We start from the raw sequence: 12,847 nt of genomic DNA, 5'->3' as shown, positions 1-12,847 counted from the left end.
ATGCAGGGACTGCTCTTTCCCATGGCCCTGGTGCTGGCCTTCGTGGCCGCGGTGCTGGCGGGTCAGACCATCTTCGGCCTGCTGCTCTCGGCTCGCGAGCAGACCCAGCGGGTCAATCGCCGCCTGACCCTGATGGCCGGCGGCATGAGCCAGGAGAAGGTCTACGAGTCGCTGGTGCGCGATCCGCGCGGCAGCTGGATCGACCGCACGCCCTATGGCGCCCTGCACGGTCGGGCCACGCTCTACCTGCGCCAGGCCGGACTGACCGCCGGTCCGCTGCAGGTGCTGGGCGTGGTGGCGGCCGTGGCGGCGGGCCTGTGGCTGTTGGCCCTGGTGTTCCTGCGCGGCCAGCCGGTCGAGACACCGTTCTCGCAGGTGCTGGTCACCGCCGTGGGCGCGACCGCCGTCAGCGGCGCCGTGGCGGCGATGTGGATCGTCCAGCGCCACGCCGCGCGCCTGGCCAAGCTGGAGGAACAGTTGCCCCTGGCCCTGGACGTGATGATCCGGGCCCTGCGCGCGGGCCATCCGGTGATCTCGGCCGTGGGCCTGGTCACCCAGGAGATGCCCGACCCGATCGGCACCGAGTTCGGCTTGGTTCTGGACGAGACCACCTATGGCGTCGAGTTCCGCGACGCCCTGTCGAACCTGGCCCGCCGCACCGGCTCGCCGGACGTGGCCTTCTTCGCCGTCAGCATCGCCATCCAGAGCGAGACCGGCGGCAACCTGGCCGAGATCCTGCACGGCCTGGCCAGCGTCATCCGTGGCCGCGCCTCGCTGGCCAAGCGCATCCGCGCCCTGTCGAGCGAAGGCCGGATGTCGGCCCTGATCCTTAGCCTGCTGCCGCTGTTCTGCGTGGGCGTGGTCAGCGTGTTCCGCCCCGAATTCTACACTGCCAAGTTCTCGGATCCGGCGTTCTGGCCCGTCGTGGGCGGCGTCGTGGTCCTCTACCTCATCGGCCAGCTGATGATCCGCCGGATCGTCACCTTCAAGTATTGAGGCCTCGCCATGGACCTTCTCGTTTCCGTCGGGCTGCAGGTCGCCGTCTTCCTGGCGGTGGGCGCCATGGCCCTGCTGGTGTTCCGCCAGGTCGACGCGGGCGCCGCCCTCAAGCGCCGGATGCGCGAGCGGGCGGCGGGCGGTGCGGCCCTGGCCACGGGCCCCGCCGGGGGGCTGCTCAAGGACTCCAAGCCCAAGACGCCGCTTCTGAGCTGGCTGCAGGCCCGCACGCCTCGCGCCGACACCCCCGAGAAGCGCACGGGCCTGGCCCGTACCCTGGCCGAGGCCGGTTTCGAGGGCCCGGCCGCCGTGCCAGGCTACTTCCTGGTGCGGGTGATCAGCGCCGTGGGCCTGCCGGCGATCCTGCTGCTGGCCCAGAAGCTGTCGGCCAAGCCGGTGGTCGGCCTGCCGCTGATCGCCGGGGCCCTGCTGCTGTGCGGCCTGGGTTTGGTGATCCCGGCGATCTTCGTCGACCTGAAGGCCTCGGGCCGACGCGAACGCCTCGAGCACCAGTTCCCCGACGCGCTGGACCTGATGGTGGTCTGCGTCGAGGCGGGCCTGGGCGTCGACGCGGCCTTCATCCGCGTCAGCCAGGAGATCAAGCCCTCGCATCCGGAGATCTCGCGCGAGTTCAGCCAGGTCTCCCAGGAACTGCGTGCCGGGCGCAGCCGAGCCGACGCCCTGCGGCGCATGGCCGACCGGGTCAATGTCGACGCCCTGCGCGCCTTCGCCGCCCTGATGATCCAGACCGACAGCCTGGGCGCCAGCATCACCCAGACCCTGCGCTCCTATTCCGGAGAGCTGCGCGAGCGGCGGTTCCTGAAGGGCGAGGAGAAGGCCATGCGGATCCCGGTGCTGCTGACCATCCCGCTGGTGGCCTGCATCCTGCCGGTGATCATCACCGCCCTGCTGCTGCCGGCCGGCCTCGACGTCGTCCACAACCTCATGCCCGCCATGAAGAGGCACTAGAGATGCGCAAGCTCCTCGTCGCTTCCGCCGTCTGCGCCCTGCTCGTCCCGCTGTCGGGCTGCGCCACGCTCAAGCAGCTGGCCGGCGCCTTCATGGGCCCCAAGCCCGCCCAGACCGAGATCCGCGCCCTGGCCGCCCTGCCCCCGCCGGATCCCGCCGCGGCGGTCGACCGGCTCTACGGCCGCGCCGCGCAGGCCATCAAGGACCGCGACTACGCCCTGGCGCTGGAACTGCTCCAACTGGCCGCGACACGCGCCCCGACCGACGTGCGGGTGCTCAACGGCCAGGGCGTGGTCTACGACAAGCTGGGCCGCTTCGATCTGAGCGAGCGCTACTACGCCCGCGCGCTGGCGGTCGACCCTCACTCGCGGATCGTGCTCGGCAACATGGCCTACTCGGCCCGCCTGCAGGGCCGCGAACCGGCCGCCGGCGTGCTTCAGGCCCTGGCGCAGCCGCAAACGACCCTGGCCGGCGGACCGCCCGCCGAGGTCGTTCCCATGCCCGGCGGCGGCTCCTAAGGGCCGCGTGGAGATCCTCCGATGGAAATAGACTTCGTTCGCCTGGCCGGCTCGGTCGCCTACGCGGCGCTGTTCATCGTCGCGGCCGGCTGGGACGCCTGGACCCGCAAGATCCCCAACTGGACCGTCGCGGCGCTGGCCGTGCTGTTCGTCTTCGCCCAGCTTCTGACCTGGTCGACGCCCAACTGGCTGTCGAGCTTCAGCGCCTTCGGCCTGGTTCTGCTGGCCGGCGTGCCGATGTTCGCGCGGCGGCTGATCGGCGCTGGCGACGTCAAGCTGCTGGCGGTGGCGGCGCTGTTCGCGGGTATGGAGAACCTGCTGCTGCTGCTGGTCGCCACGGCCATCGCCGGTGGCGCCCTGGCCCTGGCGGCCATGGCCGCCCGTCCCTACGCCGGCGCCTTCGGCGGCTGGATCCGCACCCGCGCGGGCATCCCCTACGGCGTGGCGATCGCGGTCGGCGCCCTGCACGTGGGCGCGGTGACCGGAATGCTGGCGATCAGCCAGCGCCTGACCCACTTACAGCTCTGAAAGCAAGAAGAGACGTTTTCCTGTATTTACGCGCTTGTCGCGCAGCAGGAGAAAATCACGCCTTTAGTGCAAATTTGATAACGTTGTCTTCGATCTTTTAGTCTTTTCGACTACCCAATGGGGGGTATGCGAGCCCGCTGGAAATAATATCAAATCATCAAACCAGCCGCGGGCGAGACGAATAAAGCAACACGGTTTTCAATTGCGATAACAGTACAATCAAGAGTTTCATCGCACTGAAACCCGGCCTTTTCCACCGTCAGCGGCGATCCATACGGGGCGTCGCACATGGGACTGATCAAGATGATCGAGGTGGTGGATTCGGAAGTCGAGCGTGGCGTCTTCGAGTCGCATGTCGCCAACGCCATCCTCAACCTGGTGAACTTCGGCGTGATCGTCGCCGACAGCGAAGGCTGCGTCTACGCGGCCAACGACCTGGCCTGGAGCTATGTCGCCCACGGCGACGGCCTCTCGGAGAAAGGCGGCCTGCTGACGGCCGAGAACGGCTTCGAGTCCGAGGCGCTGCACAACCGCATCGCCGCGGCCGTGCGCCAGGGCCGCTCCGGCGCCATGCTGATCCACCGCTCGCGCAGCCAGAAGCCGCTGGTGGTCCTGATCGAGCCCTTCAGCACCGACGACAGCGGCTTCCGCTGCGCCCTGGTCACCGTCCGCGAAGTCGGCCGCGCCTCTCCGCACATCGCCGAGCGTGCGCGGATGATGTTCAACTTCTCGCCGGCCGAAGCCGAGATCGTCGCGCGCGTGGCCCAGGGCCGCGAGCCGGCCGAGATCGCCGCCGAACGCAAGGTCAGCATCAACACCCTGCGCGTGCAGATGGCGTCAGCCATGGTCAAGGTCGGAGTTCACCGCCAGGCCGAACTGGTCTCGGTCATCTCTTCAGCCGACATCCTCGAATAGAAGAGATCAGGCATCTATTCTTACGATTAGTAAGGCTGAATTATTGTAGCGCAATCTGTATATGTTAATATTTACAGGTCGCGAGGGCAAATCCCCCCGTTTTGTCACCGCCGCGACGAATGACCGGCTCGCCGAGGCTGTCCGCAACGCCATCGACGATCCTCGGCGGCGCGCCCCGCCCGCCGAGCGCCGGGTCAGGACATCAGCACCCCCTCGTCCTGACCCGGCGCCGGTCGATCGCGCACGCGCGCGCCAAACCTCGCTAACACAACCCAGAAATTCGCTTCGCGGACCCGCCTCACGGGCGCCGCGAACACGCATAGTAAGAATGCACTATTCAAATCAAATTAGACATTTGATATAGACTATATTTAAGTGCGACATGCTGTCATTCTTACTATGCAAATCGTTTACCATGCTTTAGGGCGCTCTGCTTAACCCTCCCTCACGATGATCCTCCCATCATCCTCACTCTTGGGGTTTGCAATGCGCTTTCCGATGATCCTGGCCGCCGCCTTCACCGCTCTGGCCGCCACTACCGCTTCCGCCGCGCCGGCCAGCTACGAGCTTCGTCTCGAAGGGCACGTGCCGGTCATCTGCCGCGTCAGCCTGGACGCCGCCACCGCCTCCAGCACCGGTCCTACGGACCTGGGCCGCATGACCGAGTTCTGCAACAGCGCCTCGGGCTACGAAGTGCGCCTGACGCACGCCCAGGGCCTGAGCGACGCGGCCGTCTATGTCGACGGCCAGAAGATCCAGCTGTCGCCGACCGGCGTCACCCTGATCAGCCGTTCGAGCACCGCGGCCTCACAGAGCCACAGCCTGCGCCTGGATCCCGGCGCCGACGCCGGCCAAGTCGGCGACCTGTCGGTGAACATCACCGCGCTCTGACCCCGTTTTTGCTCCGCCCTTCCCCCCGGGCGGTCGGCAAAAAGAAAGCCCCGTCGGCTCGCGCCGGCGGGGCTTTTTCAGGCTGGGCCGAAGGTTACATGCAGGCGACGGGCGTCGTGGCCGTCGGCACGGCCAGGGGGGTGACGGTGACCGTCAGGATGTCCTGGTAGTTGGGCGACGGGACCTTGCCCGCCCCGCCTTCCAACAGGGTCGGCGTCACCGCCAGGTACTGGCCCGACAGGCCGGCCCGGGCGCAGGTGACGGTGTTGAAGGTCGGCGAGGCCGTAGTCTTGGACTGGCCCAGGAAGTCCAGCTGGTATGGAATCCGCTGGTTCGTCGTGGCCAGGTTGCCGCCCGCATAGGTCATCCGGAACTGGTTGGCCGAGGTCAGGGCCACCGAATACGGCCCCGAGCTGGCCACCCGCACGTTGCCGGTGCGCTGCTTGACCGAGTTGGGCGTCGACGGCAGCGAGGCCGTGGCCAGCGAACCGATCTCGCCGAAGTCCAGCGCCGGGCCGACGAAGCTGGCCTGCAGGGCGCTGAGCACGTTGATGCGGATGTCGAGCGAGTTGGGAATGACGCCCTGCTCGTCGGCCGCGCCGCCGGTGCGCTTGCAGTAGTACTTCTGGTCCAGGAACAGGTCGGTCGTGCCGGCCGGCAGGTCGGCGCCGCTGGGCACGGTGATCGTCACCATGAACGTCTGCACGTCGGGCTGGCCGACGCCGCCGAAGTTCAGCTCGACCTCGTTGGGATTGACGTTGTTGGGGTCGAGCACGTGCCCCGGCGGGTTCTCGAGGATCTGGCCGCCGGTCGAGGTCTGGACGATGGTCAGGCTCGAGGGCGTGTCGGGCCGGCGCAGGTAGATGAAGTTCACCTCCTGCGTCTTCTTGCCGCCCACCGCCGGCGGGCGTCGCGCGGTGATGGCCAGGGTCTGCACCGTCGTGCCGGTCGGGTTGAACGGATCGAAGGTGCCCGACAGCACGACGGGATCGAAGGTCACGCACTGGGCCTGGGCCGCGCCCGAGACCAGCAGGACCCCGCCGACGCCGGCGGCCAGTCCGATAAACAGGGAATGCGATCGGCGTTTCATGTCAGCCTCCCGACGCGCTGGGCTTGAGGTCGTCGGTCTTGACGAAGCCCTCGGCGCTGGCCGGGACGTCGAGATAGTAGACCGTCGGGGGCGTCGTCCCCATTTCGAGCCGCCAGCGACCGGGCCGCAGGCCCGAGGCGCCGAACCGGCCAACGCGGTTGGTGAAAATGGTGATCGGCTCGCTCTTGGATCCGGGCGTCATCTCGACCGCGCGGCCCGAGACCAGCGACAGGGGCTGGCCTTCCGCGTCGACCATCCGGCCGATGGCGGTGATCGAGTAGTCCGAGCCGACCTCCAGGCGATAACCCGAGCGATACGGCGGGAAGAGACGGAAGGAGCCCGAACCGAGATCGTAACCGGCCGGCGCGTTGGGCGCGTCGACCGTGATGGTCCGCTCGGCATAGGCCGCCAGGTTGGTTTCCAGCGCCGTGCCCAGCTCGCCCGTGTTCGAGGTGTAGCCGAACGGGGTCGGGTTCACGACGACGTCGGCGCCCTTCAGGCTCTTGTGGCCCTTGACGATGGCGAAGCTGTCGTAGACCGGCCGCCCCACCGAAACCGCGCCGTCGGCGAAGCCGATCGAGGTTCCGGCCCGCAGCGAGGTGCGGCCGTTGTCGGGACCATCGAAGGCCTGGAAGTGCGACACGCCCAGCTCCGCCCGGTTGGCGATGTAGTTGATGCTGCCGTTGAAGGCGGAGTCGTCGGGCGAGCGCGAGACCTCGGCGAAGGCGTTGTAGGAGCCCACGCCCTGGCCGTGGATCGTCTGATAGGCGATCCGCGCCCGGTCCTCGCGGCCGTCGTACTCGGCCCGCAGGCTCGAATTGTTCGAGAACTGCCAGGACAGCGAGATCAGAGCAGAGGTCTCGCGGCGGCCGGGCACGTCGTCGTACATGACGTTGGCGGTGACCGCGAGGTTCGAGGTCAGGCGGTAGCCCATGCCCAGGCGATAGGCGCTGGCGTCGGGATACTCGTCCCGGCCGCTGGAGTAGCGACCGTCAAAGCTGGCGTAGATCGCATCGCTGAAGGCGTGCGAATAGCCGACCCCGATCTCGTAGTTGTAACGATTGTCGGGGAAGAAGGTCCCCACGGGCCCGAACTCGCGGCTGCGGGTCTCGAACGACAGGTTCAGGGCGTCGGCGCGGCCGCCGGCGAACTGGAACAGCCGCTGGAAGCTGACGATGGCCGCATAGCCCGAGCCGTAGGTGTCGATGTGCGACAGCGCAAAATCGACTCCCAGCGTACCGACCTTGGTGCCGAACAGGCCCTCGGCGCCCATCATCACGGTGGTGTCGTCGGCCTGGCCGTTGACGCCCAGGGTCACGCGGTCGGTGATGCCGCGGCGGTAGAAGCCGCTGACCGTCCACTCCTCGGTATAGTCTGGGCCGTCGAGCAGCAGCGGCGCTTTCACGCCGGCGAACAGGCCGAATTCCGACAGCCCGGGATCCAGCTGCGAGCGGTCGAAGAAGACGTTGAACTGCAACGTCTCGCGGCGGCCGGTGTCGTCCTCGATGACCAGGCGCACGTCGTTGGCGCCCTGGGCGAACGGGAAGTCGCGCACGTTGTAGCGGCCGGGATCCAGGCGGATGCGCCGGGTCAGCTGGTTGTTGAGGATCACGCTGACGTCGGAGGTCCGGGCCAGGGTGAAGCTCTCGCGACCACGCGGGCGGGCGATCGTCTGCGGCTGCAGCACGCTGTAGGAGCGGAAGATCGAGATCCCCGCCATGTCGGGCGCGGACTGGAACCCGCGGCCGACGGCCTGCAGGTCGCCGGCGGTCCAGCGCAGCACGTTCTTGACGTCGTCATAGACGAAGCGCGTGCCCAGCCGCTGGAAGTCCTCGATTCCGCCCGGTTGCCAGACGGCCTCGTTCTCGAACACCACGCCGTTCAGGCGCACGGCGCTGTCGAGCAGGAAGGTCGGATCACCGAGACCCTCGTCGAAGCCCTGCTCCACATAGTCGACCGAGCCGCGGATGTTGAGATAGCCGCTGAAGCCGGCCGGGGCGACGTATGAGCCAAGGCCCATGCGGTCCATCGGCGTGACCTGGAGGCTGCGCACCACCTTCAGCTCGGGCGGAATGTTCATCCGCAGCTCGAGCGCCCGGGGGTCGTAGGTCATGGTCATGCCGGCCGAGGCGACCACCTCGGGCGACACCACGCTGCGTCCGGCCAGGGCCGTGCGCAGCGCGCCGACCGCGGGCGCGTCGAGCAGCGGCGCGACCAGGCTGAGCAGGCGGTCGGACGGCATCGACAGCTGGCCGTCGGCCGAGATCGCCAGCGGCATGTCGCCGACATAGAACTCGCCGTCCTTCAGCGGAACCGTCAGGGTCACGTCGCGACCCGTGGGGTTCAGCTGGCGGCGGGCGTCGGCCGCGGTGGCCGCGCCGGCCGAGGGCGCGCTGGTCGGCTCCTGGGTGGAGGCCAGCATGGCGTAGGGAATGGGCTCGGCCAGGGCGGCCAAGGGGGCGGCGAAGGGAACCGCGCCGGCCAGGCATCCCGCCATCAGCCAGCGGCGGTAGGCGCGCGACCTAGCGCCCTTCGTCGGACGAGAATTGGGCCTCAAGGGAGCCTCCTGCTGCCGCCGTCAAGGGCAGTTCGATGGGAACGGCGATGCGCCGCGTCTGGCCGGGGGCGATCAGGCCGAAGCCGATCGTCTGTTGGATCTCCGGACCGGGAATGGTCCGTTGGAAGACCGCCTTGCCCGAGGCGTCCTTCTCGATGATCTTCAGCTTTCCGCGGGACAGGTATCCGTGCGTGTTGGACGTGTTGGCGACGTAGACGACCGGGACGGGCTTGCCGTCGGCGTCCGCGCCGATCTCGCTCTTCGACAGGGCCAGGGCCGGCTTGCCGCCCGAGGGCGCGACGCTGGCCAGGACCTGGAAGTTGTAGAGGATCTGGATGGCCGACTGGCCCTCCGGCAGCTTCACCGGCATCTGGGCGACGGTGACGTAGTAGTGCTTGCTCTGCGTCAGGGCCGGATCGCCCACCCACTGGATGCGAAACGACTGCGTCTCGCCCGGCTGGATCACCGCCTGGGGCGGAAAGATCAGCAGGTCGTTGCTCGGCGTGTCGCTGGGACGGGCGCCTTTCTCGTCGAAGGACAGCTCCTCGGCCCGCAGCTCGACCGGCAAGGGGGTGGCGAAGGTGTTCTGGACCGTGACGATCTGGGACATGCCCCGACCGGTCGGCTTGAGATCGATGACGACCGGCTGGACGGTCATGGCCAGGGCGCCCCCGCCCAGGCCCGGCGCCCCCTGCGCCGCCAGCCCCGCGAGCGCCAGGAGACCGGCGCACGCCGCCCCCAGCAAGCGCCCTCGGATGGTTTTCGAACGAGTCATTCGGTGTCCGCTCCTCATGGATTCAGTTCGTTTCGTGTTTCAGTTCTGGGCCTCGAGCTCGACGACCAGGGTTCCGGCGTAGTCGCCGGCGACCATCGGGGCGCCGCCGCCGGTGACGGCGACGACGAGGTTCATCTGCCCGGCCGCGCCGTTGGCGGTGACCAGGTTGATCGGGGTGGTCGTGGCGCTCGTCCCCGACGCGCTGGCTCCGGCCCAGTCGGCCGTCAGCTGGAAGTCGAGACGATCGCGGAAGCCCGGGGCGGTCGCCGCGCCGCCGACGCGGCTCAGGCCCGCGCCGTCGGTGCGCACCACCAGGCGGTGGGCCGAGTTGCAGACCACCGGGAAGGCCAGGCTGATCGAGGCGTCGCGCGGCTGGGCGGTCTGCGGGTCGACGAACTGGGTGAAGCGCACCACCCCGGCCTGGCCGCCCTGGGCGGCGAAGCTGGTGTTGGCGCCCGCGGCGGCGGCCGGCGGCGACAGCACGCAGGCGCTGGGCGCCTGGCCGATCAGCTGCAGTTCGCTGGAGGCCTCGTCGCCCGTCGGAAGCGTCTGGGCCGAAGCGGCGGCGGCGACGCCCAGCGTCGCGGCGGCGGCAAGGAGAAGGACGGTCTTCATTGGGGTTCCACCGTCAGGCGCAGGGTGTCGCGGTAGACGCCGGACACCAGCGGGGCGTTGGTCTGGAGGTTCGTGGCGCCGGGCTGGATATCCAGCCGCAGGGTCACGTCGCCGACGACCGGCTGGTCGACCAGCTGGGCGCTGTCGCGGATGCGACGGGCGCTGGCGTCGGCCTCGAAGCGGTTGTTGACCGGGCCCCAGGCCAGGGTCGCGGTGTAGGGCACCGCGTCGCTGAAGCCGGTCGGCGCCGGGGTCAGGCCCAGCTCCGAGCGCCACAGGCCGTTGTTCTGGCTCTCGAGCACGATCTGGTGGGCGTAGTTGCACACCGCCGCGAAGTTCACCTGGGCCGAGGCCGCGCGGGTCGACAGGGTGACGGGATCGGTCAGCTGATCGACCTGCAGCGTGCCGCCGGTCAGGCTGAGGAAGTTGACGACCTGGCCCGCGCCGATGGTCGGCGAGGCGATGGTGCAGACCTTCGGCACCTGTCCCCGCACGACGAAGTCACGGGTGTTGTCGGTATCCTGCGCGCGAGCCATCTGGCCCAGCAGCAGCAGGGTGACGGCCGAGGCCCCGGCGAGGACGGCGGCCTTGAAGCGGTTGGTTCTGGTCATGGCGCCCTCCCCCTCAGCTCGCCGCCGCCAGGGTGACGACGATCGCCCCCTGGTAGGTGTCGTCGGCGACCGGCCGCAGGCTGGGTCCGCCGGACGTGGCGAAGTTCGACAGGCTGATGGTGATCTGGCCCGAGCCGCCGCTGTCGCGGGTCTGGGAAGCGCCGGCGTTGGCGGCCGCCCCCGTCGAGAAGCTGGCGTCGACCGGGGTCCACCCCGAGGCCGTGGCCGTGTAGTCGACCGCGCGCGAGAAGCCCGAGGGCGGCGCGGTCAGGAAGGCCTGGGCCGTCATCTGGGTGGCGGCGATGGTCAGCTGGCTGGGCGCGCCGCACTGCGTGCCGGTCAGCACCTTCGGCGGCGCGGCCAGGTTCGGCAGCAGCAGGCCCGTGGTGGTGTCGATCATCACTCCGACGTCGAACAGGTTGTCGCCGTCGCTGAGGTCGCCGATCGTGCAGATGTTGTTGGGCACGGTGGCCGTGATCTGGATCGGCCCGACGCTGTCGGACGGTCCGTAGGTCTGGGCCGAGGCGGCGCCGGCCAGCGCCAGCGGGGCCAGGGCGATGAGAAGAAGAGCGCGCCGCATGGTTCAGCTCCCCGAGGCGGCCAGGCCCGCGTCGGGCCCGAGGGTGATGGTGACGAGCGCGAGGTACGCGCCCGGCTGCAGCTGGGCGTCGGTCGCCGTGGCGAAGTCGGAGACCACCAGGGTCAGGTCCGTTTCCTTCGGTGCGCTGCTGGTCGAGGACGAGCCCACGCCCGAGGTGCTGCCTGCGGCGGTGCGGACCGTGGCCGACGTCGCGCCCCAGGCGCTGATCGTGCAGGTGTAGTCCACCGATCCGACGAAGCCCGGCTGGGTCGTGGTTCCGGTCACCGCCAGCGGCGAGGCCGAGATGGCCAGGGCCGCGCCGGCGTAGTTGCAGAAGGTGCCGGGCAGCTGGATGGACTGGTTGGCGATGGTCGCCAGCCGCCCGACCCGCGCGCCGGATCCTTCGGAAATCTGGCCCAGCGCCAAGGATCCGGGGCTGGGCGCGCCCAGCACGCAGACCTGGGCGACCTGGGCGTCGAGACCGACGGCTCCCTGGACGGGGTCCTGGGCCCAGGCGCCAGTCGCGCCGGCCAGCGGGGCGAGAAGAGCGGTCGCCGCGAGTCCGACAAGGCAGGTTCGGTGCAGGATCATGACGACCTTTCTCCCCTCAGGTGGCCGGAGCCAAAGTCACCGCCACCGAACCCGAATAGGACCCGGAGACGAGGCGCCCGCCGGCCGGCGTGGCCGCGTTGGCGAAGCTGACGACGATGTCGCTGGCGAAGAGGCCCGTGGTGCTGGCCGGGCCCGCGCCGGACGCCAGCGTGCTGTCGGAGGCCGACACCGAGCCGCCGGCGGGCGAAGCCGTGGCGGTGGCGGTGTAGTCGACCCGACGCTCGAACCCGGTCGGGGCCGCGCTGGTGAAGCTGGTGTTGAAGATCGGCTGGGCCTCGACGGCCATGGTCGCCGACACCCCGTTGCACCAACCGTTCAGCGTGGCCGTGCGGCTGGTCAGCTTGGGAGCGTCGAGCCGCCCGATGGCCGAGACGTCGCCGGTCTGCAGCGACAGCTCGCCCAGATCCAGGACCACGTTGTTGGTCACGAACAGGCAGCGATTGGCCACCGTGCCGTTGACCTGCACCGTGCCGGTCACGCTTTGTGCCTGGGCCTGCCCCGAGGCGGCGGCGAGCGCGAGGCTCGCCGCGGCGACGGTCAGGAGAAAGGTGCTACGCATGGCGCTTCCTCCCTTTCTCGTCCGGTCACGAGGGCTCGATCGTGATCGAGATCGTGCTTTGGTAGTTGCCGGCCATCAGCAGCGCGCCCGAAGCGGTGTTCAGGGCGTAGGCCTTGACCGTCAGGTTGCCGGCGCTGTTGGCCAGGCTGCTCGACAGGCTCTGGACGGTGGCGGCCGGCAGGGCCGCGGCGGTCACGTAGCTGACCGTCTGGGTCGTGCTGTTCGACAGGGCCGCATCCAGGGCGGCGGTGTAGTCGATGTCGCCGGTATAGCCGGTCGGGGCGGCGGCGCTGGGGGTCAGCGACAGGCGGGTCGAGCTCAGCGTCACCTTGGGGGCGGCGGTGTTGCAGTTCACGCGGAACTGGGTGGAGCCGCCGGGGCTGGCGTTGGTCGAGCCCGACAGGGTGGTCGACAGGGTGCCGTCGGCCTGGGCCAGTTCGCCCAGCGGGATCGAGCCCGAGAACGTGCCGCCGCTGCCGCCGGTGATGACGACGCACTTGGCGGCGACGCTGCCGGTGACGTTGACCGTGCCGGTGACCGTCTGGGCCATGGCGGCCGGGGCGATCGCCAGGCCCAGCAGGGCGGCGGCGCCGAGAAGGATCGTCTTCTTCATCTCTTCACTCCCAAAGTC

The 12,847-nt window shown here is 69.3% G+C and carries 15 protein-coding genes; 6 read left to right on the top strand and 9 right to left on the bottom strand.

Translation table 11 applies throughout. The annotated features are described in order from the left end of the window. From P7A99_RS09955 to P7A99_RS09930, 6 genes are all read left to right on the top strand, one after another. A complete protein-coding gene (locus tag P7A99_RS09955; protein WP_277793729.1) occupies nt 1-996 on the top strand; it encodes a type II secretion system F family protein in 996 nt (331 codons plus the stop codon). A gap of 9 nt (nt 997-1,005) precedes the next feature. Next, nucleotides 1,006-1,965 carry a type II secretion system F family protein gene (locus P7A99_RS09950; protein WP_277793728.1) on the top strand — a complete coding sequence of 320 codons (960 nt, stop codon included), beginning with the start codon at nt 1,006-1,008 and terminating at the stop codon, nt 1,963-1,965. Between the two features lie 2 nt (nt 1,966-1,967). Continuing rightward, nucleotides 1,968-2,483, top strand: coding sequence for a tetratricopeptide repeat protein (locus P7A99_RS09945; protein WP_277793727.1), 516 nt, complete (start codon nt 1,968-1,970; stop codon nt 2,481-2,483). A gap of 21 nt (nt 2,484-2,504) precedes the next feature. Then, on the top strand, nt 2,505-3,011 hold the full coding sequence (locus P7A99_RS09940; RefSeq protein WP_277793726.1) for an A24 family peptidase: 507 nt from the start codon (nt 2,505-2,507) through the stop codon (nt 3,009-3,011). A 288-nt stretch (nt 3,012-3,299) separates the two neighbouring features. Beyond that, nucleotides 3,300-3,926, top strand: a complete 627-nt coding sequence (locus tag P7A99_RS09935) for a helix-turn-helix transcriptional regulator (protein ID WP_101713267.1) — start codon at nt 3,300-3,302, stop codon at nt 3,924-3,926. Between the two features lie 486 nt (nt 3,927-4,412). Beyond that, entirely contained in the window at nt 4,413-4,817 is a 405-nt protein-coding gene (locus tag P7A99_RS09930) for a hypothetical protein (protein WP_277793725.1), read from the top strand. Between the two features lie 94 nt (nt 4,818-4,911). Here the strand turns inward: P7A99_RS09930 and P7A99_RS09925 are convergent, their stop codons facing one another. From P7A99_RS09925 to P7A99_RS09885, 9 genes are read right to left on the bottom strand one after another with little or no spacing between them, the layout of a single operon-like run. Then, nucleotides 4,912-5,907 (bottom strand): hypothetical protein, encoded by a 996-nt coding sequence (locus P7A99_RS09925; RefSeq protein WP_277793724.1) that lies wholly within the window; start codon nt 5,905-5,907, stop codon nt 4,912-4,914. Between the two features lies 1 nt (nt 5,908). Continuing rightward, on the bottom strand, nt 5,909-8,464 hold the full coding sequence (locus P7A99_RS09920; protein WP_277793723.1) for a fimbrial biogenesis outer membrane usher protein: 2,556 nt from the start codon (nt 8,462-8,464) through the stop codon (nt 5,909-5,911). Beyond that, nucleotides 8,430-9,239: a fimbrial biogenesis chaperone gene (locus P7A99_RS09915; RefSeq protein WP_277793722.1), complete on the bottom strand. Its 810-nt coding sequence runs from the start codon at nt 9,237-9,239 to the stop codon at nt 8,430-8,432. Before P7A99_RS09915 ends, P7A99_RS09920 begins: the two co-directional genes overlap by 35 nt. 39 nt (nt 9,240-9,278) lie before the next feature. Continuing rightward, a complete protein-coding gene (locus tag P7A99_RS09910) occupies nt 9,279-9,854 on the bottom strand; it encodes a hypothetical protein (protein WP_277793721.1) in 576 nt (191 codons plus the stop codon). Next, nucleotides 9,851-10,465, bottom strand: coding sequence for a hypothetical protein (locus P7A99_RS09905; RefSeq protein WP_277793720.1), 615 nt, complete (start codon nt 10,463-10,465; stop codon nt 9,851-9,853). The genes P7A99_RS09910 and P7A99_RS09905 overlap by 4 nt, the downstream gene beginning before the upstream one ends. A gap of 13 nt (nt 10,466-10,478) precedes the next feature. Beyond that, nucleotides 10,479-11,045: a hypothetical protein gene (locus P7A99_RS09900; RefSeq protein WP_277793719.1), complete on the bottom strand. Its 567-nt coding sequence runs from the start codon at nt 11,043-11,045 to the stop codon at nt 10,479-10,481. A gap of 3 nt (nt 11,046-11,048) precedes the next feature. Continuing rightward, nucleotides 11,049-11,636 (bottom strand): hypothetical protein, encoded by a 588-nt coding sequence (locus P7A99_RS09895; protein ID WP_277793718.1) that lies wholly within the window; start codon nt 11,634-11,636, stop codon nt 11,049-11,051. A 16-nt stretch (nt 11,637-11,652) separates the two neighbouring features. Then, nucleotides 11,653-12,216 carry a hypothetical protein gene (locus P7A99_RS09890; RefSeq protein ID WP_277793717.1) on the bottom strand — a complete coding sequence of 188 codons (564 nt, stop codon included), beginning with the start codon at nt 12,214-12,216 and terminating at the stop codon, nt 11,653-11,655. A 25-nt stretch (nt 12,217-12,241) separates the two neighbouring features. Further along, complete coding sequence (locus P7A99_RS09885; protein WP_277793716.1) at nt 12,242-12,829, bottom strand: hypothetical protein; 588 nt, start codon at nt 12,827-12,829, stop codon at nt 12,242-12,244. Between the last annotated feature and the right edge of the window lie 18 nt (nt 12,830-12,847).

The sequence above is a fragment of the Caulobacter endophyticus genome (genome assembly GCF_029543245.1).
In the GTDB taxonomy this organism is placed as follows: Bacteria; Pseudomonadota; Alphaproteobacteria; order Caulobacterales; family Caulobacteraceae; genus Caulobacter; species Caulobacter endophyticus_A.
The sequence above is the reverse complement of the archived record's forward strand: the minus strand, read 5'-3'. Positions and strand labels throughout refer to the sequence as shown.

Bases quoted from the DNA above. Each gene is read 5' to 3' on its own strand.
- P7A99_RS09955 (WP_277793729.1), top strand. From the start codon at position 1: ATGCAGGGACTGCTCTTTCCCATGGCCCTGGTGCTGGCCTTCGTGGCC.
- P7A99_RS09950 (WP_277793728.1), top strand. From the start codon at position 1,006: ATGGACCTTCTCGTTTCCGTCGGGCTGCAGGTCGCCGTCTTCCTGGCG.
- P7A99_RS09945 (WP_277793727.1), top strand. From the start codon at position 1,968: ATGCGCAAGCTCCTCGTCGCTTCCGCCGTCTGCGCCCTGCTCGTCCCG.
- P7A99_RS09940 (WP_277793726.1), top strand. From the start codon at position 2,505: ATGGAAATAGACTTCGTTCGCCTGGCCGGCTCGGTCGCCTACGCGGCG.
- P7A99_RS09935 (WP_101713267.1), top strand. From the start codon at position 3,300: ATGGGACTGATCAAGATGATCGAGGTGGTGGATTCGGAAGTCGAGCGT.
- P7A99_RS09930 (WP_277793725.1), top strand. From the start codon at position 4,413: ATGCGCTTTCCGATGATCCTGGCCGCCGCCTTCACCGCTCTGGCCGCC.
- P7A99_RS09925 (WP_277793724.1), bottom strand. From the start codon at position 5,907: ATGAAACGCCGATCGCATTCCCTGTTTATCGGACTGGCCGCCGGCGTC.
- P7A99_RS09915 (WP_277793722.1), bottom strand. From the start codon at position 9,239: ATGACTCGTTCGAAAACCATCCGAGGGCGCTTGCTGGGGGCGGCGTGC.
- P7A99_RS09910 (WP_277793721.1), bottom strand. From the start codon at position 9,854: ATGAAGACCGTCCTTCTCCTTGCCGCCGCCGCGACGCTGGGCGTCGCC.
- P7A99_RS09905 (WP_277793720.1), bottom strand. From the start codon at position 10,465: ATGACCAGAACCAACCGCTTCAAGGCCGCCGTCCTCGCCGGGGCCTCG.
- P7A99_RS09900 (WP_277793719.1), bottom strand. From the start codon at position 11,045: ATGCGGCGCGCTCTTCTTCTCATCGCCCTGGCCCCGCTGGCGCTGGCC.
- P7A99_RS09895 (WP_277793718.1), bottom strand. From the start codon at position 11,636: ATGATCCTGCACCGAACCTGCCTTGTCGGACTCGCGGCGACCGCTCTT.
- P7A99_RS09890 (WP_277793717.1), bottom strand. From the start codon at position 12,216: ATGCGTAGCACCTTTCTCCTGACCGTCGCCGCGGCGAGCCTCGCGCTC.
- P7A99_RS09885 (WP_277793716.1), bottom strand. From the start codon at position 12,829: ATGAAGAAGACGATCCTTCTCGGCGCCGCCGCCCTGCTGGGCCTGGCG.